We start from the raw sequence: 15,264 nt of genomic DNA, 5'->3' as shown, positions 1-15,264 counted from the left end.
ACGGTGAGCCCGGCGCCGCGAAGCGCCCTGGCCCTCTCCACCATTCTCCTACTGTATGCCATGCGGACTCCGTTCCGGACCTCAACGGTCCAACTTTTTGTCCGCAGTCCCGGGGCAAAACTGGGACGCGGTTTCCGGCCCGGGCATCAAAACGAAGTTGCGGTGGAATAGTTCCTGTTTGGGGCTTTAACCAGCAAAAACAGGAACTATTTCACCGCAAGTTATGAGGGACGGGATGGGGCTGGCCCTCTTACTCTTACAGATGGCGCTCCAGGAAGCGGAAGGCTAGGCGAATCCAAGGGCGAACCGCCACCTGTTTGTCCTCGTTGTCGACCGCGGTATTGGCATTGCCGAGCGAAAGGCCGTGACCGCCTTGGTCAAAGACGTGCATCTCGCAAGCGACGCCCTCCTCGGCCATGCGTTGAGCAAACGGATAGACCTGCGCGATCGGCGCCGTTTTGTCATCGGACACGCCCCACACAAAAGTCGGGGGCATCTGACGCGAAACATGCGTGGTAGGGCAGATATCGGCCAGGTGCTCTTCGGTGGCCTCGCCGCCGGTCACTATCGACAGGTAGTCGTTGAGCAAATCGCGCCCCGTCTTGCCACCTGTCTTGGGCACGCGCAAGTCGATGCGCGGGTCGCGCGTCTGCATGTCGCGGACATAGGCAAAGTCGAGCAATGGATAGCCCAGCACCACGGCATCGGGACGAATGTCGTCCGGACGCGCCCCGGCAAGTGCCGCGAAGGGGCCGGTCTTCCACTGCGTTGCCAGCGAGGCGCAAATCATGCCGCCCGCCGAAAAGCCCACAACGCACACGCGCTTGGGATCGACATGCCACTCGTCGGCATTCGCACGAACCGTGGCGACCATCTTGGCAAGATCTGCCTGGGGGTGCGGAAAGCTCACGTCACCCGTGCCACTCGTGACATAGTTGAGAACAAAGGCCTGGTACCCGTGATCCAAAAATGCAAACGCCACCGGGTCCTGCTCGTGCGGAGCGATGTGCGTAAACGCGCCTCCGCCGCAGATGATCACTGCCGGGCGACGACCATTGGGCTTGCCGGGCAGCGGTTCGGCCCCCATATAGGTAAACGTCGCCGGATATTCCTCGGTCGGCTCCTCGCCCCACAGCGCATGGCTCTCGACGATCATATATGCTCCCTTCGCGCGATTCGTGCGCACGTTATGTATCGCCTTCAAGCGTACCCCACTTGGACGCACGGCATCGAAACGTATCCGCAATAAGTTCCCTTCAACTGATATATCACATAATCCCAGCTCAGGGCCGTCGTTGAGCAGCGTAAAATAGAGACGCTGACCGAGCCGGTAACACACACGAAACGTTTCCGGCAAAACTACGCGTGCGCTACATGCGCACTTGATACGTTGGAGGCATCTATGGGTCTACTCGATTCGCTCAAGTCCACGTTCAACTCGTCGGGCGAGGCGTCCGTACCGCCCGCAGCAAGCTTCGCCACCCGCGAAGGCGTCATCTACGCTCCCGTTAACGGTGTGCTCGTCAATCTAAACGAGATTCCCGACGAGACCATCGCCTCGGGTATGCTCGGCCAGGGCTACGGCATCGAGCCCATCACCGGCACCATCTATGCGCCCGCTAACGGCCGCATCGGCGCCACCACCGTCACCAACCACTCTATTGGCATGATCACCGAGGACGGCCTTCGCGTGTTCATCCATGTCGGCCTGGGCACCGTGCAAATGAACGGCAAGGGTTTTGCCCGCTTTGTCGAGATGGGCGATGTGGTCAAGGCAGGCCAGCCGCTCATCAGTTTCGACCGCGATGCCATTAAGGCCGCTGGCCACGAGGACATCGTGACCGTCATCATCTCCGAGCTCGATCGTCTTAAGAGCATCGACCATGTCGGCGAGTCTGGAACGCTTATCGCCGGCAACCCGCTCGTCAAGCTGGGCGACCCGCTGCTGGTGGTCAAGACCAAGTAACGAGTCCTGCGCCGTACAGCCAATAGGCAACACGCAAGCGCCCACGACCATCTGGCCGCGGGCGCTTTTCGTTTGAAAACCGTCCCGTCAATGCCTTATCTGTATAGCCCAAATGAGCCGAGCTGCTAGAATATCGAACTGTATGGATAACTATCATTCAACCGTTATGGGAGGATACGTGAACCGCACCAAAATCGCGCAGCTCTATGCCGATGCCGAGTCGCTCGGCGGCAAGACCGTCACTGTCGCCGGCTGGGTCAAGTCCGTCCGCGACATGAAGAACTTTGGCTTCGTCACGCTCAACGACGGCAGCTGCTTCCGCGACCTGCAGGTCGTCATGAACCGCGAGACGCTCGGCAACTACGACGAAATCGCCCACCAAAACGTCTCGGCTGCACTCATTTGCACCGGCACCGTCAAGCTGACCCCCGATGCGCCCCAGCCTTTCGAGCTTTCTGCCACCTCCATCGAGGTAGAGGGCACGAGCGCCCCGGACTACCCGCTGCAGAAGAAGCGCGCAACCGTCGAGTTCCTGCGTACCCAGCAGCACCTGCGCCCGCGCACCAACCTGTTCCGTGCCGTGTTCCGCATCCGCTCTGTCGCGGCTGCCGCCATCCACCGCTTCTTCCAGGAGCAGGGCTTTGTCTACGTCAACACCCCCATCATCACCACGAGTGACTGCGAGGGCGCCGGCGAGATGTTCCGCGTGACCACGCTCGACCCCAAAAATCCGCCTCTCACCGAGTCCGGAGAGGTCGACTGGAGCCAGGACTTCTTTGGCAAGCATGCAAGCCTTACCGTGTCCGGCCAGCTCAATGCCGAGAACTTTGCCATGGCCTTTGGCGACGTGTACACCTTTGGCCCCACCTTCCGCGCCGAAAACTCCAACACCACGCGCCACGCCGCCGAGTTTTGGATGATCGAGCCCGAGATGGCCTTTGCCGACCTGAACGACTACATGGATAACGCCGAGGCCATGCTCAAGTACGTTCTTAAGGACGTTATGGCCACTTGCCCCGACGAGCTCAACATGCTCAACAAGTTTGTGGACAAGGGCCTGATCGAGCGCCTGAACCACGTGGCCAACTCCGACTTTGCCCGCGTCACCTACACCGAGGCCGTCGAGATCCTGGAGCAGGCCGTCGCCGCCGGTCACAAGTTTGACTATCCTGTCAGCTGGGGCATCGACCTGCAGACCGAGCACGAGCGCTTCCTGACCGAGGAGCACTTTAAGCGCCCGACCTTTGTGACCGACTACCCGGCCGAGATCAAGGCCTTCTACATGCGCATGAACGACGACGGCAAGACCGTCGCCGCCGCCGACTGCCTGGTTCCCGGTATCGGCGAGATTATCGGCGGCTCCCAGCGCGAGGAGCGCCTGGATCTGCTCGAGGCCCGCATCAAGGACCTGGGCATGGCCCCCGAGCAGTACAAGTACTACCTTGACCTGCGCCGCTACGGTTCCTGCAAACACGCCGGCTACGGCCTGGGCTTCGAGCGTTTGGTCATGTACCTGACGGGCGTGGGCAACATCCGCGACGTCCTTCCGCACCCCCGCACCGTGGGCAACGCCGATTTCTAATCGCCACAGCTCCGTCCCGCGCGTTACAGCGTGTCGCACCAGCGCCTCTCGGCAAGCCGAGGGGCGCTTTTTTCAACAGCATCCGTCAAGCTTTTGTCAAGCTTTTGGTCAGCTGATCAGGGCTGTTGAAAACTCGACCCGCCGCTTGCCGACGACTACCGACCACCCAGAGTGCCCTGTGCCCCTAAGCAAACCCCGTGTCCTAGGCTCCGTAGCGTCATCACCCAAAAACGGAAAGGACGTGAACGCAATGACCAAACCCGCTGTTGAGAACTACGAGGCCACGACCAGGGGTGCTGCTTCCATGGCAGCCTATCGCGCTGTGCGCATCCTGCAACTCTTAAGCGAGCATACCGGTGAGGACAAAGCGCTTCCTCCCGATGAGCTGATCGAGCGCCTCGCCCATCCCGACGACCCCGCTCGCATGCCCATCTCGGCAGCGCGGCGCAGCATCCATACCGCGATTTCCGCCCTGCGACATGCCGGATACGAGATTGAGTACAAGCGCGGCGCGGGCTACCGACTTCTCACCCGACCGCTCTCCGACGAGGAAATCATTCGACTCCATGGCATGGTCATGCGCAACCGCTCCACACCCATCGCGACCAGGAAAAGCATAGCGCGCCATCTGGTCGCCATGGCAAGCGCCGATGTTCGCGGCTATCTCGATACGTCCGAGCCGGCACCAAGCGCAGAAGGCAAACCCGCCAAGACCACGCGACCGCCCGCCAAACGCATCGATACCTGCGAGCTCATCGAGCGGGCCATCGACCACGGAACCACGGTGAGCTTTGACATTTCAAGCGTCACAACACATGACAAGATCGAAGTGACGCGGATGACCGTTCGGCCTTTTGCCATCAAACAGCGAGACGGCGTCTCGTATCTGCTGGGAACGGTCGTCGACGAGCACGGCTCCGACGACACCCTACGCACCGTCGAGGTCGGCCGCATGAGAAACGTTAGCACGCGCCTGCTCGACGGCAAGAAGCTCTTTGCCGCGCTGGACGAGGGGGAGCGGCCCGCGCCCGCCGCCTAAGTCTTGCCGTTGCCCGCCAAATCCCCCGCCGTCCATCCGGTTCAGTATTAAAAAACCCGACAGGTTGTTGAAAAAATGGGCATCGGCGCTACTATAGACCCACTTGCACTTTGTTTGAGTGCAGTGTTTCCAGCAATTTCTATACTGGGGGTAATGACATGAACGACATCACCATCAGCCGCAGGAGCCTTCTGGTCTCCGCCGGCCTGCTCGCACTGGCCCCGCTCGCCGGATGCGGCGGCAACTCTGGTTCCGGCTCTGCAGCCGCCGGTTCCGACTACACCATCGGCGTTCTGCAGCTCACTGAGCACTCCGCGCTCGACGCCGCCAACGACGGCTTTGTCAAGGCCATCAAGAAGAGCGGACTCAAGGTCAAGATCGACCAGAAGAACGCCCAGAACGACCAGTCCACGTGTAAGTCCATCGCCGACAAGTTTGTGGGCGACAACGTCAACTTGATCTACGCCATCGCCACGCCTGCCGCACAGGCTGCCGCCGGCGCCACGGCCGATATCCCCATCGTGGGCTGCGCCATCACCGACTACGCCGCCTCCGGCCTGGTCCAAGACAACAACAAGCCCGGCACCAACGTCACCGGCGCCTCCGACCTCACCCCGGTCGCCGAGCAGCTCGAGATGATGCAGAAGGTCCTGCCCGACGTTAAAAAGGTCGGACTGCTCTACTGCACCGCCGAGTCCAACTCCGACGTCCAGATCAAGGCCGCCAAGAAGGAACTCGACAAGCTGGGCCTGGAGTACACCGATTTCACCGTCTCGAGCTCCAACGAGATCCAGTCCGTCGTCGAGTCTGCCGTGGGCAAGGTCGACGCGCTCTACTCTCCCACTGACAACACCATCGCCGCGGGCGCTGCGCAGGTCGGTCAGATCTGCAAGGAGAACAAGCTTCCCTTTGTGACCGGCGAGGAGGGCATGTGCATGGCCGGCGGCCTGTTCACCCTTTCCATCAACTATGAGGACCTGGGCTACGCCGCGGGCGAGATGGCCGTTAAGATTCTGAAGGGCGAGGCCAAGCCCGAGGATATGCCGATCAAGCACCTCCCAAGCAAGGATTTGGTCGTCGTCAAGAACGACGAGATGGCCGAGGCCCTGGGTATCGACCTTTCCGCTCTAGACGAGTAGCGCCATGCGCGGTAACGCAGCTAGGCACGCGCTTGCGCCATAGCTGCGTTATTCAATATCTGAGTCATTGGGGCGAACGCTAAAGACCGGCGTTCGCCCTGCTTGTTTTTGGTAAAACAAAATGTCCGTCCGCTGCTCTTTTATGCATTGGTACCGCTATTATGGAAAATCACGTGTCCACCCTATCCTAGGAGGTATGAAGCATGCTCATTGCATTGCAGGGCGCCGTTTCGCAGGGTGTCCTCTGGGGCATTATGGTGCTTGGCGTGTTTATCACGTTCCGCCTGCTCGACATCCCCGATATGACCTGCGACGGCAGCTTTGCCCTCGGCGGCTGCGTCTGCGCCGTGCTCATCGTCAACAACAATGCCGACCCGTTGCTCGCCGTTTTGGCCGGCATGTGCGCCGGCGCCATTGCGGGCGCGGTCACGGGCATTCTGACTACCGTCTTTGAGATTCCCGCGATCCTCGCCGGAATCCTCACCCAGATCAGCCTGTGGTCCATCAACCTGCGCATCATGGGCAAATCCAACACGCCTATCCTTGCCAAGGGCACCGTGTTCTCGGCCGTCAGCAATATGACGGGTCTGCCGCAGTCCACCGTTGCCATCATCCTGGGCATCTTGCTCGCCGTGGCTATCGTTGCCATCCTGTATTGGTTCTTTGGCACCGAGATCGGCTCGGCGCTGCGCGCCACCGGCAACAACGAGTACATGATCCGTGCCCTGGGCGTCAACACCAACTCCACTAAGATGATCGCCCTCGTGCTCTCCAACGCCCTCATTGGCCTTTCGGGCGCGCTCATCTGCCAGAGCCAGAAGTACGCCGACATTGGCATGGGCACCGGCGCCATCGTTATCGGTCTCGCCGCCATTGTTATCGGCGAGGTGCTCGGCCGCCTGCTGCCCGGCGGTCTCACGCAGTTTAGCGTCCGTCTTGCCTCCGCCGTCTTTGGCTCCGTGGTGTACTTCCTCATCCGCGCCATCGTGCTGCAGCTGGGCATGGACGCCAACGACATGAAGCTGCTCTCCGCCGTGATTGTCGCCGTGGCCCTATGCGTGCCCGTGGTTTGGGAGCGCTATAAGCTCCGCAGCTCCTACACGAAGGGGGATGAGGCAGATGCTTAAGCTCTCGCACGTCAAGAAGACCTTTAACAAGGGCACCGTCACCGAAAAGCGCGCTCTTACCGGCGTCGACCTTACCCTCAACGATGGCGACTTTGTAACCGTGATTGGCGGCAACGGCGCCGGCAAGTCCACGCTGCTCAACATGATCGCCGGCGTGTATCCGCTCGATTCGGGCGTTATCGAGCTCGACGGCACCGACATCTCGCGTCTGAGCGAGTCGCAGCGTGCCAAGTACCTGGGCCGCGTGTTCCAGGACCCCATGCGCGGCACCGCAGCCGACATGCAAATTGCCGAGAACCTGGCACTCGCCAAGCGTCGCGGCCAGCGTCGCGGCCTTTCGTGGGGCGTCACCAAGGCCGAGAAGGACGAGTACGTCAAGCTGCTCAAACGCCTGGACCTTGGTCTGGACACGCGCCTCAACGCCAAGGTCGGCCTGCTCTCGGGCGGCCAGCGCCAGGCACTCACCCTGCTCATGGCCACGCTCACCAAGCCGCGCCTGCTGCTGCTCGACGAGCATACCGCGGCACTCGACCCCAAGACGGCCTCTAAGGTGCTCAATCTGACCGAGGAAATCGTCGACGAGAACCACCTGACCACGCTCATGGTCACGCATAACATGAACGACGCTATCCGTCTGGGCAATCGCCTGATCATGATGCACGAGGGCCACGTAATCTACGACGTGACGGGCGATGAGAAGAAATCGCTCACCGTGGCCGACTTGCTTCAGAAGTTCGAGGAGGTCTCGGGCGGCGAGCTCGCCAACGACCGCATGCTGCTGAGCTAAACCTACCAAAAAGGGACAGGTTTATTTTGGCAGGTTTTATCTGCGCAGACGTCAAAACCGCCGCAAAGGGACAGACACCTTTGCGGCGGTTTTTGTTAAAGAGTAAGGAGACCGCCATGAAAAGACTCCCCCGCCTTGCGTTAGCTGCCGCGTTGTTTGCCGGCGCACTCACAGGCATCCCAAGCCTCGCTTTCGCGGGGAACCTGCCCGCCGCTATTGACGGCTCCGTGGCCGTCATGCACACCAATGATATCCACGGCAGCTACAAGTACAGCTACAACGCAAGCAAGGGTACCGGCACTGTCGGCTTTGACGGACTGGCAGTTCTCTATAGCGCTCAAGGCAGTGCCCCCGATCTTTTGCTCGATGCGGGCGATACCTTCCACGGGCAATCCTTCGCCACTATGAGCGAGGGCAAAAGCATCGCCGAGCTCATGGACACCTTTTATGCGAACGGCTACGACGCGACCACGCCGGGCAACCACGACTGGAGCTACGGCGCTGACAAGCTCCGCACCATGACCGGCTACAGCACCACCGGCACGCCCTTCGCCATGCTCTGCGCAAACGCGAAGTCTACGAGCGGCGTATGGAGCTCGAGCATCACCAAGACGCTCGACCGTACCTGGGAGGACAGCGAAGATCACTCCACATTCGACTACAAAATCAAGGTCGGCGTCGTGGGTGCCATGGATGAGTCGCTGGGATTCTCACTGCGCGAAGGCCTTGTCCAGGACACGTCGTTCTCGGATGCGGCAGCCGCCATCAATGCCGAGGCTAAGCGACTGCGCGAGGATGAGGGCTGCAACGTTATCGTCTGCATCGCTCACACGCTCAACGCCAAGGCCTTTGCTGCAAAGCTCGTTGGGGTCGATGCACTGGTCGCGGGCCACGAGCACATCAACTTAGACGAAAACGTGACGGGGGCCGACGGCAAGCCGATCCGCGTCGTCGAGGCGGGCAGCGCCTTTGCCGAGGTCGGTCTGCTTTCCATTCCGTACAAGTACGACACGAATGGCACCGTGACGACCGACGATGACACGGTCACGATCCCCGCAGACGACAGCGACGAGAAGCTCTACACCGCCAAGAACGTCAACGACCTTTTGGCAGACCCCGACAAGGGCGCCTTCTACCAGAGTCAACTCGATGAGGTTCGCAATAACAAAATCAAGCCACTCGACGACGCCTTTAAAATCGAGTCGAACAAAGTGATCGGCACATCCGCCACTGACTATTTCTACGGCGAAGACGCCGCGGGTACGCATGGCTGGGAGATGGTGCGCACCACCGATTTGCGTCCCAGCAAAGCGAGCGACACCACCAAGGCCCAGACCATCGGGCATGTGATCTGCGGCTCTTATCTTGCCCTGACGGGGGCAGACCTCGCCATCGAAAACGCGGGCGGCATCCGCGGCGGCATCGCAGCGGGCGATGTGACCGCCGGCAACGTCATCGCCATCTCGCCTTATGGCAACACCGTGGAGACCTGGACCATGACCGGTGCAAACTTCCTCGCAGCGCTTGAGCACTCACTGCAGATCAGCGACGATTGCAATCACAGCTACGAGCTTCAGCAAGCCTACGTGGCAGCCGGCCATACCGAGCAGGAGGCGCAAGACAAGTACAAGTGGCGCGATGACTCTGGCAGCGTTCTCTCCTTTGGCGGCATTAACGTGACGATTGATTGGACGCAGCCCGAAGGCAAGCGCATTGTGAGCGCCACACTCACCAAGGATGGCAGCGCGCTCGACCCCGCCAAGAACTACGCCGTCGCCACCAACAACTACATCATTACCAACACGACCGACTTTCCCACCTTTGCAAAAGCTAAGAAGTGCGCCGAGTGGAGTACATGCGAGGCAGCGCTGAGGGCACTGATCGGGCAGGACGACTGGGAGAACAAGATGGCCTCGCTCGCGGGCACCATCAGCTTTGGCTCCGCCGAGAGCCCCGCACCCCATCCGACCCCAACGCCTGAGCCCTCATCCAAACCCGGCACGATGACCACGCAGATCACCGCCAAGAAGACGGCCGGTAAGCTTGCCGCAACGGGAGACCGTACGCTGACCGTGGTCGGTGCATGCCTCATCGGCGGCGTCATCGTCATCATGCTCGGCATTATCTGGAAGCGCCGCCGCTAAGCTACACCGCCGGGCCTTGCAGCCCCGCCGTACAAACCTTATATCGAGCGCAAAAGCCCGTCCGTTGTGATCGGACGGGCTTTTTGGTGGGTATCATGGTTGAACGATCATGAGGAGGTTTTCCCTACATGGAATTGTTTGAGCCGATTCTTCATTTCTTTGAGCAGCGGTGGGTCCACAACATCATCTGGGCTGGCATCTTGGCGATAGGCACCGCCGTTGCCGCCAAAGTCGTTTCCAAGACGCTGCGTCACCTGCTCAACCGCGACGATAACCCGCTTCCCGCTTCGAGCATCTTCATCAACATTGCGCGCGCCGTCATCTGGATGATTGGCGGCAGTTTTATCCTCGACAACTGCTTTGGCATTAACGCAAACGCGCTCGTCGCCGCTCTTGGCGTCGGCGGCATTGCCATCTCGCTCGGCTTTCAGGACACGCTGTCGAACCTTATCGGCGGCATGCAGGTGACCTTTATGGGCATCATCAAGCCCGGCGACAATATCGAGGTCGGCGGCGTGTCGGGCGTGGTACAGGACATCACCTGGCGCCACACGACCATCGAGGATGCCTACGGGCAGACCATCATTGTGCCCAACTCCAACATCTCCAAGGACACGCTCGTGCATCTGATGCCCTTTGGGCGCGTGGCCGTGCCCGTTGCCGTAAAGGACACGTCTAAATGGGCTTCCCTTGACGCGCTGGCAGACGAGCTGACCAGCGCCACCAAGGCCGCCGTGCTTCCCATCTCGGGCTTTGACCAGGAGCCCTACGTGCTCTTTAGCGAAATCGGCGACTTTGGCATCAAGGGCAAGATCATCTTTATCGTCAGTGACGACAGCACCACACTCACCGCTGCCGACGCCTGCATCCGCGCTATCGCTCCCATCATCGCCTAAAGCACCACAAAGGGGACAGTGAACTGCCTCCCATTTCTTTGACATCGGAAAATGGGAGGTTTTCATTCGTGGTACCATAGTTCATATAGTTGTTTAAACGACTAAGGGAGCAAACTATGGAAGAGGCCTACCGTCAAGCACGCAAGCGCGGCGAGCAAGGACGTCGACGCGCCATTAGCCAAAGCGAGCATCCATACCTTACGGACCTCGACAGTTTGGTTGCCCAGCTCCCCCTAGGTCAGCGAGAGAATGTCGGCCTGCGGGATATTCCGCTCGAAATGGTTGTCGGCACGGTTACCAAGGGCCGTCAGTCCGCCTTTTCATGCAACTTTATGCCCCTGCTGCCGTTTAGCACCGAGTTCGCCCGCAAGTGGTCCAACCTCTACGACATCCAGGTAACCGAGGGCTATCGCGACCCCATCATCGTCACCGAGTTCATGCATAGGTTCTATGTCCAGGAGGGCAACAAGCGCGTCAGTGTCCTCAAATTCCTGGACGCTCCAACGGTTTCGGCCAAGGTCACCCGTCTCTATCCCGGCAAATGGGATTCCGTCGAAAGCCGCCTGTACGGCGAGTTCTGCGCGTTTTGGCGCGTCTGCCCCCTATACGAGATCGAGTTCTCGCGTGAGGGAAGCTACGAAACGCTCGCCAAGATGCTCGGTCAGAACCTTATCGAAAAATGGCCCCAGAAAAAGGTCGATTACCTGCGCCACACCTTCCTACTCTTTAAGCGCGCCTACCTTCGCGCGGGCGGCGACCACCTGGACATTACGCCCGCCGACGCCATGCTCGTCTACCTCAATGTGTACAACCAGGACCGCCTGCTGGATACGCCGACAGATATCGTCGTAAACCGCCTGTGCAAGATCTGGCGCGAACTGGTCATTGCCGGGAAAAGTGACGAGGACAAGGTCGATCTTGTCGAAGCGCCAAACGTCGATGAGGAGGAGTCGCCCGCCAAGTCCACCTCCGGCATGCTCAACTTCTTTATGGGCAAGACCGTCTATTCGGCGGCCAACCCCCTGCGCATCGCCTTTATCCATGAATTCACCTGTGCGACGTCGAGCTGGGATAGCCTGCACGACCAAGGGCGTCAGTATCTCGATGAGCACTTTGGCGGTATCGTGCGCACCGAGGCGTTTGAGGACTGTCACGATCCGGACGTGTTCTACGCCGCCGTGGAAACGGCTGTCAAACATGGAGCAAACGTCATCTTTTCGACCTCGCACCGCCTGATGGAATACACGCTCAGGGCTGCCGTTGAATATCCCCGGGTTCGGTTCCTTAACTGCTCCATCGGCCTTCCCCACCAAAGCGTCCGTTCGTACTTTGGCAAGATGTACGAAGCCAAGTTTCTCCTGGGCGCCCTTGCCGCCAGCATGGCGGACAACCACCGCATCGGTTACCACGCGTCGGTCTTCGCTTCGGGCGCACTCAGCGAGATCAACGCCTTTGCGATTGGCGCCTCGCTGCTCGACCCCCGTGCGCAAATTATCCTAACCTGGGGCGATGTGCCCGCCGGAGGCCTTGCCGAGGCCATGTGCCGCGAAGGCGTGAGCGTCATGACCGGCGCCGATATGTCAAAGTCGCTCGAAGACCCCACGGCCTACGGACTCCACCGCCTGGTCGATGGCAAGGTTGCCGGCATTGCCATGCCGGTATGGAACTGGGGCCGATACTACGAGCTTATCGTGCGAAGTCTACTGCATGGCACCTGGGACGAGACCAGTGACGACAGCCAGGTCCGCGCCGTCAACTACTGGTATGGCATGAGCTCGGGCGTTATCGACATTCGCTACGCTCCGGGCCTGCCCTATCAGACGCGCAAGCTTGTTCAGCTCCTCCGCAATGGCATCGTCGAGGGCTCCATCAATCCATTTGGCGGCGAGCTCCGTAGCCAAGACGGCGTGGTGCAGATTGAGGGCTTTCCCCCACTGCCGAGCACGCAAATCGTCGAGATGGACTGGCTGGCAGACAACGTGGTGGGCACCATTCCGCAGCCCGACGATGAGCCGAAGGTCCGTGCTCTATGAAAATCCTTGCCATAGCCGATACCGAAGAGCGATGCCTGTGGGAGTGCTTTCGCAAGGAACGCTTTGAGGGTGTCGACCTAATTTTGTCCGCTGGCGATCTAGACCCGGACTATCTTGAGTTTTTGGTCACGGTCATCAACAGACCACTCATCTACGTGCGTGGCAATCACGATGACCGCTACGCGCGTCATGCACCGGGCGGCTGCATCTGTGTCGAAGACACCGTGTACGTGTATCGCGGCGTCCGCATTGCGGGGCTTGGCGGCTCCATGCGCTATCGAGATGGCGCTAACATGTACACCGAGCACGAGATGGCCAAGCGCATGCGTAAGCTGTCCCGCAAAGTGAGGATGGTCGGCGGCTGCGACATCTTGCTCACCCATGCGCCCGCCGCCGGCATGGGCGATCTGGACGATCTGCCGCATCGGGGATTCGAATGCTTTAACACAGCGCTCGAGACATGGAATCCCGACTACATGGTGCACGGGCATGTGCACCAATGCTATGTTCGCGACTTTCAACGCGAACGCCAGCACGCATGCGGGACGACGATTATCAACGCCTGCGGCTATACGCAGTTTGAGCTGGACGAGGCGCGCTACCCCATCCGTGGATGGCAGGCAGCCTGGCTCAATTCGCAAACCATGCGCCGCGAGCTCAAGCGCCACGAGGCAATCGAGTCCTCAACCGCCAGAACCCCCTGGTAACCACCACAAAGGGGACAAGCACCTTTGTGGTGGTTCCGGACATCTCGACACTACAGCGCGGCGATGACCTTATCGCCCATCTGGGTCGTGCCGAGGATCTTATCGGCAGGGGTGCTGTCGTCGGCAATGTCGCGGGTACGCCAGCCTTCGTCAAGCACACGCGCCACGGCATTTTCGATCCAAGCAGCCTGCTCACCCATGTCGAGCGCGTACGTGAGCAGCATTGCCGCCGACAGGATCTGCGCGAGCGGGTTAGCGATACCGAGCCCCGCGATGTCGGGCGCGCTGCCGGCGCTCGGCTCAAACAGCGACACGCCATCGCCCAGCGAAGCCGAGGCAAGCATGCCGAGCGATCCGGTAATCTGCGCCGCCTCGTCGGAGAGAATGTCGCCGAACATGTTCTCCGTAACTACGACGTCAAAGTCGACCGGTCGGTTAATGAGCTGCATGGCGGCGTTGTCGACGAGCAGGTCCTCAAGCTCTACATCTGGATACTCCTCGCCATGCACGCGATGCACGGCCTCACGCCACATGCGGCTCGTCTCCAATACATTGCGCTTGTCCACGCTTGTCACCTTGCCGCGGCGCTTGCGAGCTGCCTCAAACGCCTGGCGGGCGATGCGCTCAACTTCGTACTCGCGGTACTCCATTACGTCAACCGCGCGCTGGCCAGCCACACCGTCGGTGCCCGCACCGCCCTCGTCATAAAAGCGCTCGTGCTTGCCAAAGTAAATGCCACCGGTAAGTTCGCGGACGAGAACCATGTCAACGCCCTTGATGACTTCGGGACGAAGCGTCGATGCGCTGGCAAGTGCGTCGTAGATTTTTACGGGGCGAAGGTTGGTATAGAGGCCGAGTTCTTTGCGGATACGCAGCAAGCCTTGCTCGGGGCGCGGGACCGCCGGATCGGTCGAATCCCACTTTGGGCCACCGACGGATGCCAACAGCACGGCGTCCGACGCCTTTGCCGCCGCAAGGGTTTCATCGGGCAGCGGATTGCCGCACCCATCGATCGCCGCGCCACCAATCAGGTGATCCTCAAAGGCAAACTCTACGCCAGCGCGCTTGCCCACGGCAGCCAGCACCTTCTTACCCTCGGCAATAACCTCGGGCCCAATGCCGTCACCAGGAAGACAGCAGATCTTATAGGTCTTCTTCACGTTGCAGCTCCAGCTCTCGCTACTCGGCCCGTTTGCAAACGGATTATCCAGCTTGACCGTCATAATCGCTTACGCCTCCTGAGCCTTTGCCGCGACAATCTTGGCACGCGTGCGCGCAACCAAACCGCCGGCCTCGATAATCTCGGCAATAAATGGCGGGAACGGCTCAGCTGTAAAAGTCTCGCCAGTACGCTCGTTGGTGATGACACCCGCATCGGTATCGACCTTCACGGTATCGCCGGCACAAATCGCATCGACAGCTTCGGGGCACTCCATAATGGGCAGGCCCACGTTAATGGCATTGCGATAGAAGATGCGTGCGAAGCTCTTGGCAATAACACACGACACCCCTGCAGCCTTAATGGCAACCGGGGCATGCTCACGCGAAGAACCGCAACCAAAGTTCTCCTCGGCCACAATGATGTCACCGGGCCTCACGGTAGAGGCAAACGCGGGATCAATATCCTCCATAGCATGCGCCGCCAAGTGCGCATGGTCGGACGAGTTCAGATACCGAGCAGGAATGATGACATCCGTATCAACATCACGACCATACCTAAATACCTTGCCTTCAAAGTTCATATCATTCTCCGTTCAAACATGGAATGCGGGGGATTTGATATTTACTTACTTACTCGGACAGTCCTGCTCGCACGGAGAGCACATTAAGTGCTCTCCGACTCG

The 15,264-nt window shown here is 60.0% G+C and carries 13 protein-coding genes; 10 read left to right on the top strand and 3 right to left on the bottom strand.

Features of this window, described 5'->3' with window-relative positions; translation table 11 throughout:
• Positions 1–256: 256 nt before the first annotated feature.
• Positions 257–1,156, bottom strand: coding sequence for an alpha/beta hydrolase (locus tag ACTQ0H_RS01210; protein WP_441547699.1), 900 nt, complete (start codon positions 1,154–1,156; stop codon positions 257–259).
• Between the two features lie 246 nt (positions 1,157–1,402).
• Between ACTQ0H_RS01210 and ACTQ0H_RS01205 the strand changes: the two genes are divergently transcribed.
• From ACTQ0H_RS01205 to ACTQ0H_RS01160, 10 genes are all read left to right on the top strand, one after another.
• The gene (locus ACTQ0H_RS01205; protein ID WP_441547698.1) at positions 1,403–1,966 is read left to right on the top strand and encodes a PTS sugar transporter subunit IIA; all 564 of its coding nucleotides are present in this window, start codon (positions 1,403–1,405) and stop codon (positions 1,964–1,966) included.
• 178 nt (positions 1,967–2,144) lie between these two features.
• On the top strand, positions 2,145–3,548 hold the full coding sequence (asnS, locus tag ACTQ0H_RS01200) for an asparagine--tRNA ligase (RefSeq protein WP_427796158.1): 1,404 nt from the start codon (positions 2,145–2,147) through the stop codon (positions 3,546–3,548).
• 250 nt (positions 3,549–3,798) lie between these two features.
• Complete coding sequence (locus ACTQ0H_RS01195) at positions 3,799–4,587, top strand: hypothetical protein (RefSeq protein ID WP_441547697.1); 789 nt, start codon at positions 3,799–3,801, stop codon at positions 4,585–4,587.
• A 158-nt stretch (positions 4,588–4,745) separates the two neighbouring features.
• The gene (locus ACTQ0H_RS01190) at positions 4,746–5,726 is read left to right on the top strand and encodes an ABC transporter substrate-binding protein (RefSeq protein WP_441547696.1); all 981 of its coding nucleotides are present in this window, start codon (positions 4,746–4,748) and stop codon (positions 5,724–5,726) included.
• Positions 5,727–5,929: 203 nt separating this feature from the next.
• Positions 5,930–6,853 (top strand): ABC transporter permease, encoded by a 924-nt coding sequence (locus tag ACTQ0H_RS01185; protein WP_427718394.1) that lies wholly within the window; start codon positions 5,930–5,932, stop codon positions 6,851–6,853.
• Complete coding sequence (locus ACTQ0H_RS01180) at positions 6,846–7,640, top strand: ABC transporter ATP-binding protein (protein ID WP_441538137.1); 795 nt, start codon at positions 6,846–6,848, stop codon at positions 7,638–7,640. The genes ACTQ0H_RS01185 and ACTQ0H_RS01180 overlap by 8 nt, the downstream gene beginning before the upstream one ends.
• A gap of 116 nt (positions 7,641–7,756) precedes the next feature.
• Positions 7,757–9,784 carry a bifunctional metallophosphatase/5'-nucleotidase gene (locus ACTQ0H_RS01175; protein ID WP_441538138.1) on the top strand — a complete coding sequence of 676 codons (2,028 nt, stop codon included), beginning with the start codon at positions 7,757–7,759 and terminating at the stop codon, positions 9,782–9,784.
• Positions 9,785–9,912: 128 nt separating this feature from the next.
• Positions 9,913–10,680 carry a mechanosensitive ion channel family protein gene (locus tag ACTQ0H_RS01170; protein WP_427718391.1) on the top strand — a complete coding sequence of 256 codons (768 nt, stop codon included), beginning with the start codon at positions 9,913–9,915 and terminating at the stop codon, positions 10,678–10,680.
• A gap of 116 nt (positions 10,681–10,796) precedes the next feature.
• Entirely contained in the window at positions 10,797–12,713 is a 1,917-nt protein-coding gene (locus ACTQ0H_RS01165) for a BMP family ABC transporter substrate-binding protein (protein WP_441538140.1), read from the top strand.
• Complete coding sequence (locus tag ACTQ0H_RS01160) at positions 12,710–13,420, top strand: metallophosphoesterase family protein (RefSeq protein WP_441538141.1); 711 nt, start codon at positions 12,710–12,712, stop codon at positions 13,418–13,420. Before ACTQ0H_RS01165 ends, ACTQ0H_RS01160 begins: the two co-directional genes overlap by 4 nt.
• Before the next feature lie 50 nt (positions 13,421–13,470).
• Here ACTQ0H_RS01160 and leuB read toward each other — a convergent pair whose 3' ends face one another.
• Complete coding sequence (gene leuB, locus ACTQ0H_RS01155; RefSeq protein ID WP_441538143.1) at positions 13,471–14,643, bottom strand: 3-isopropylmalate dehydrogenase; 1,173 nt, start codon at positions 14,641–14,643, stop codon at positions 13,471–13,473.
• A 6-nt stretch (positions 14,644–14,649) separates the two neighbouring features.
• Entirely contained in the window at positions 14,650–15,162 is a 513-nt protein-coding gene (locus ACTQ0H_RS01150) for a 3-isopropylmalate dehydratase small subunit (RefSeq protein ID WP_441538145.1), read from the bottom strand.
• Positions 15,163–15,264 lie beyond the last annotated feature (102 nt).

It is taken from the genome of Collinsella sp. LCP21S3_A3, from assembly GCF_052118905.1.
In the GTDB taxonomy this organism is placed as follows: domain Bacteria; phylum Actinomycetota; class Coriobacteriia; order Coriobacteriales; family Coriobacteriaceae; genus Collinsella.
This window is presented reverse-complemented; position numbering and strand designations above follow the sequence as displayed.

Bases quoted from the DNA above. Each gene is read 5' to 3' on its own strand.
- ACTQ0H_RS01210 (WP_441547699.1), bottom strand. From the start codon at position 1,156: ATGATCGTCGAGAGCCATGCGCTGTGGGGCGAGGAGCCGACCGAGGAA.
- ACTQ0H_RS01205 (WP_441547698.1), top strand. From the start codon at position 1,403: ATGGGTCTACTCGATTCGCTCAAGTCCACGTTCAACTCGTCGGGCGAG.
- leuB (WP_441538143.1), bottom strand. From the start codon at position 14,643: ATGACGGTCAAGCTGGATAATCCGTTTGCAAACGGGCCGAGTAGCGAG.
- ACTQ0H_RS01150 (WP_441538145.1), bottom strand. From the start codon at position 15,162: ATGAACTTTGAAGGCAAGGTATTTAGGTATGGTCGTGATGTTGATACG.
- ACTQ0H_RS01165 (WP_441538140.1), top strand. From the start codon at position 10,797: ATGGAAGAGGCCTACCGTCAAGCACGCAAGCGCGGCGAGCAAGGACGT.
- ACTQ0H_RS01170 (WP_427718391.1), top strand. From the start codon at position 9,913: ATGGAATTGTTTGAGCCGATTCTTCATTTCTTTGAGCAGCGGTGGGTC.
- ACTQ0H_RS01185 (WP_427718394.1), top strand. From the start codon at position 5,930: ATGCTCATTGCATTGCAGGGCGCCGTTTCGCAGGGTGTCCTCTGGGGC.
- ACTQ0H_RS01180 (WP_441538137.1), top strand. From the start codon at position 6,846: ATGCTTAAGCTCTCGCACGTCAAGAAGACCTTTAACAAGGGCACCGTC.
- ACTQ0H_RS01160 (WP_441538141.1), top strand. From the start codon at position 12,710: ATGAAAATCCTTGCCATAGCCGATACCGAAGAGCGATGCCTGTGGGAG.
- ACTQ0H_RS01195 (WP_441547697.1), top strand. From the start codon at position 3,799: ATGACCAAACCCGCTGTTGAGAACTACGAGGCCACGACCAGGGGTGCT.
- ACTQ0H_RS01190 (WP_441547696.1), top strand. From the start codon at position 4,746: ATGAACGACATCACCATCAGCCGCAGGAGCCTTCTGGTCTCCGCCGGC.
- ACTQ0H_RS01175 (WP_441538138.1), top strand. From the start codon at position 7,757: ATGAAAAGACTCCCCCGCCTTGCGTTAGCTGCCGCGTTGTTTGCCGGC.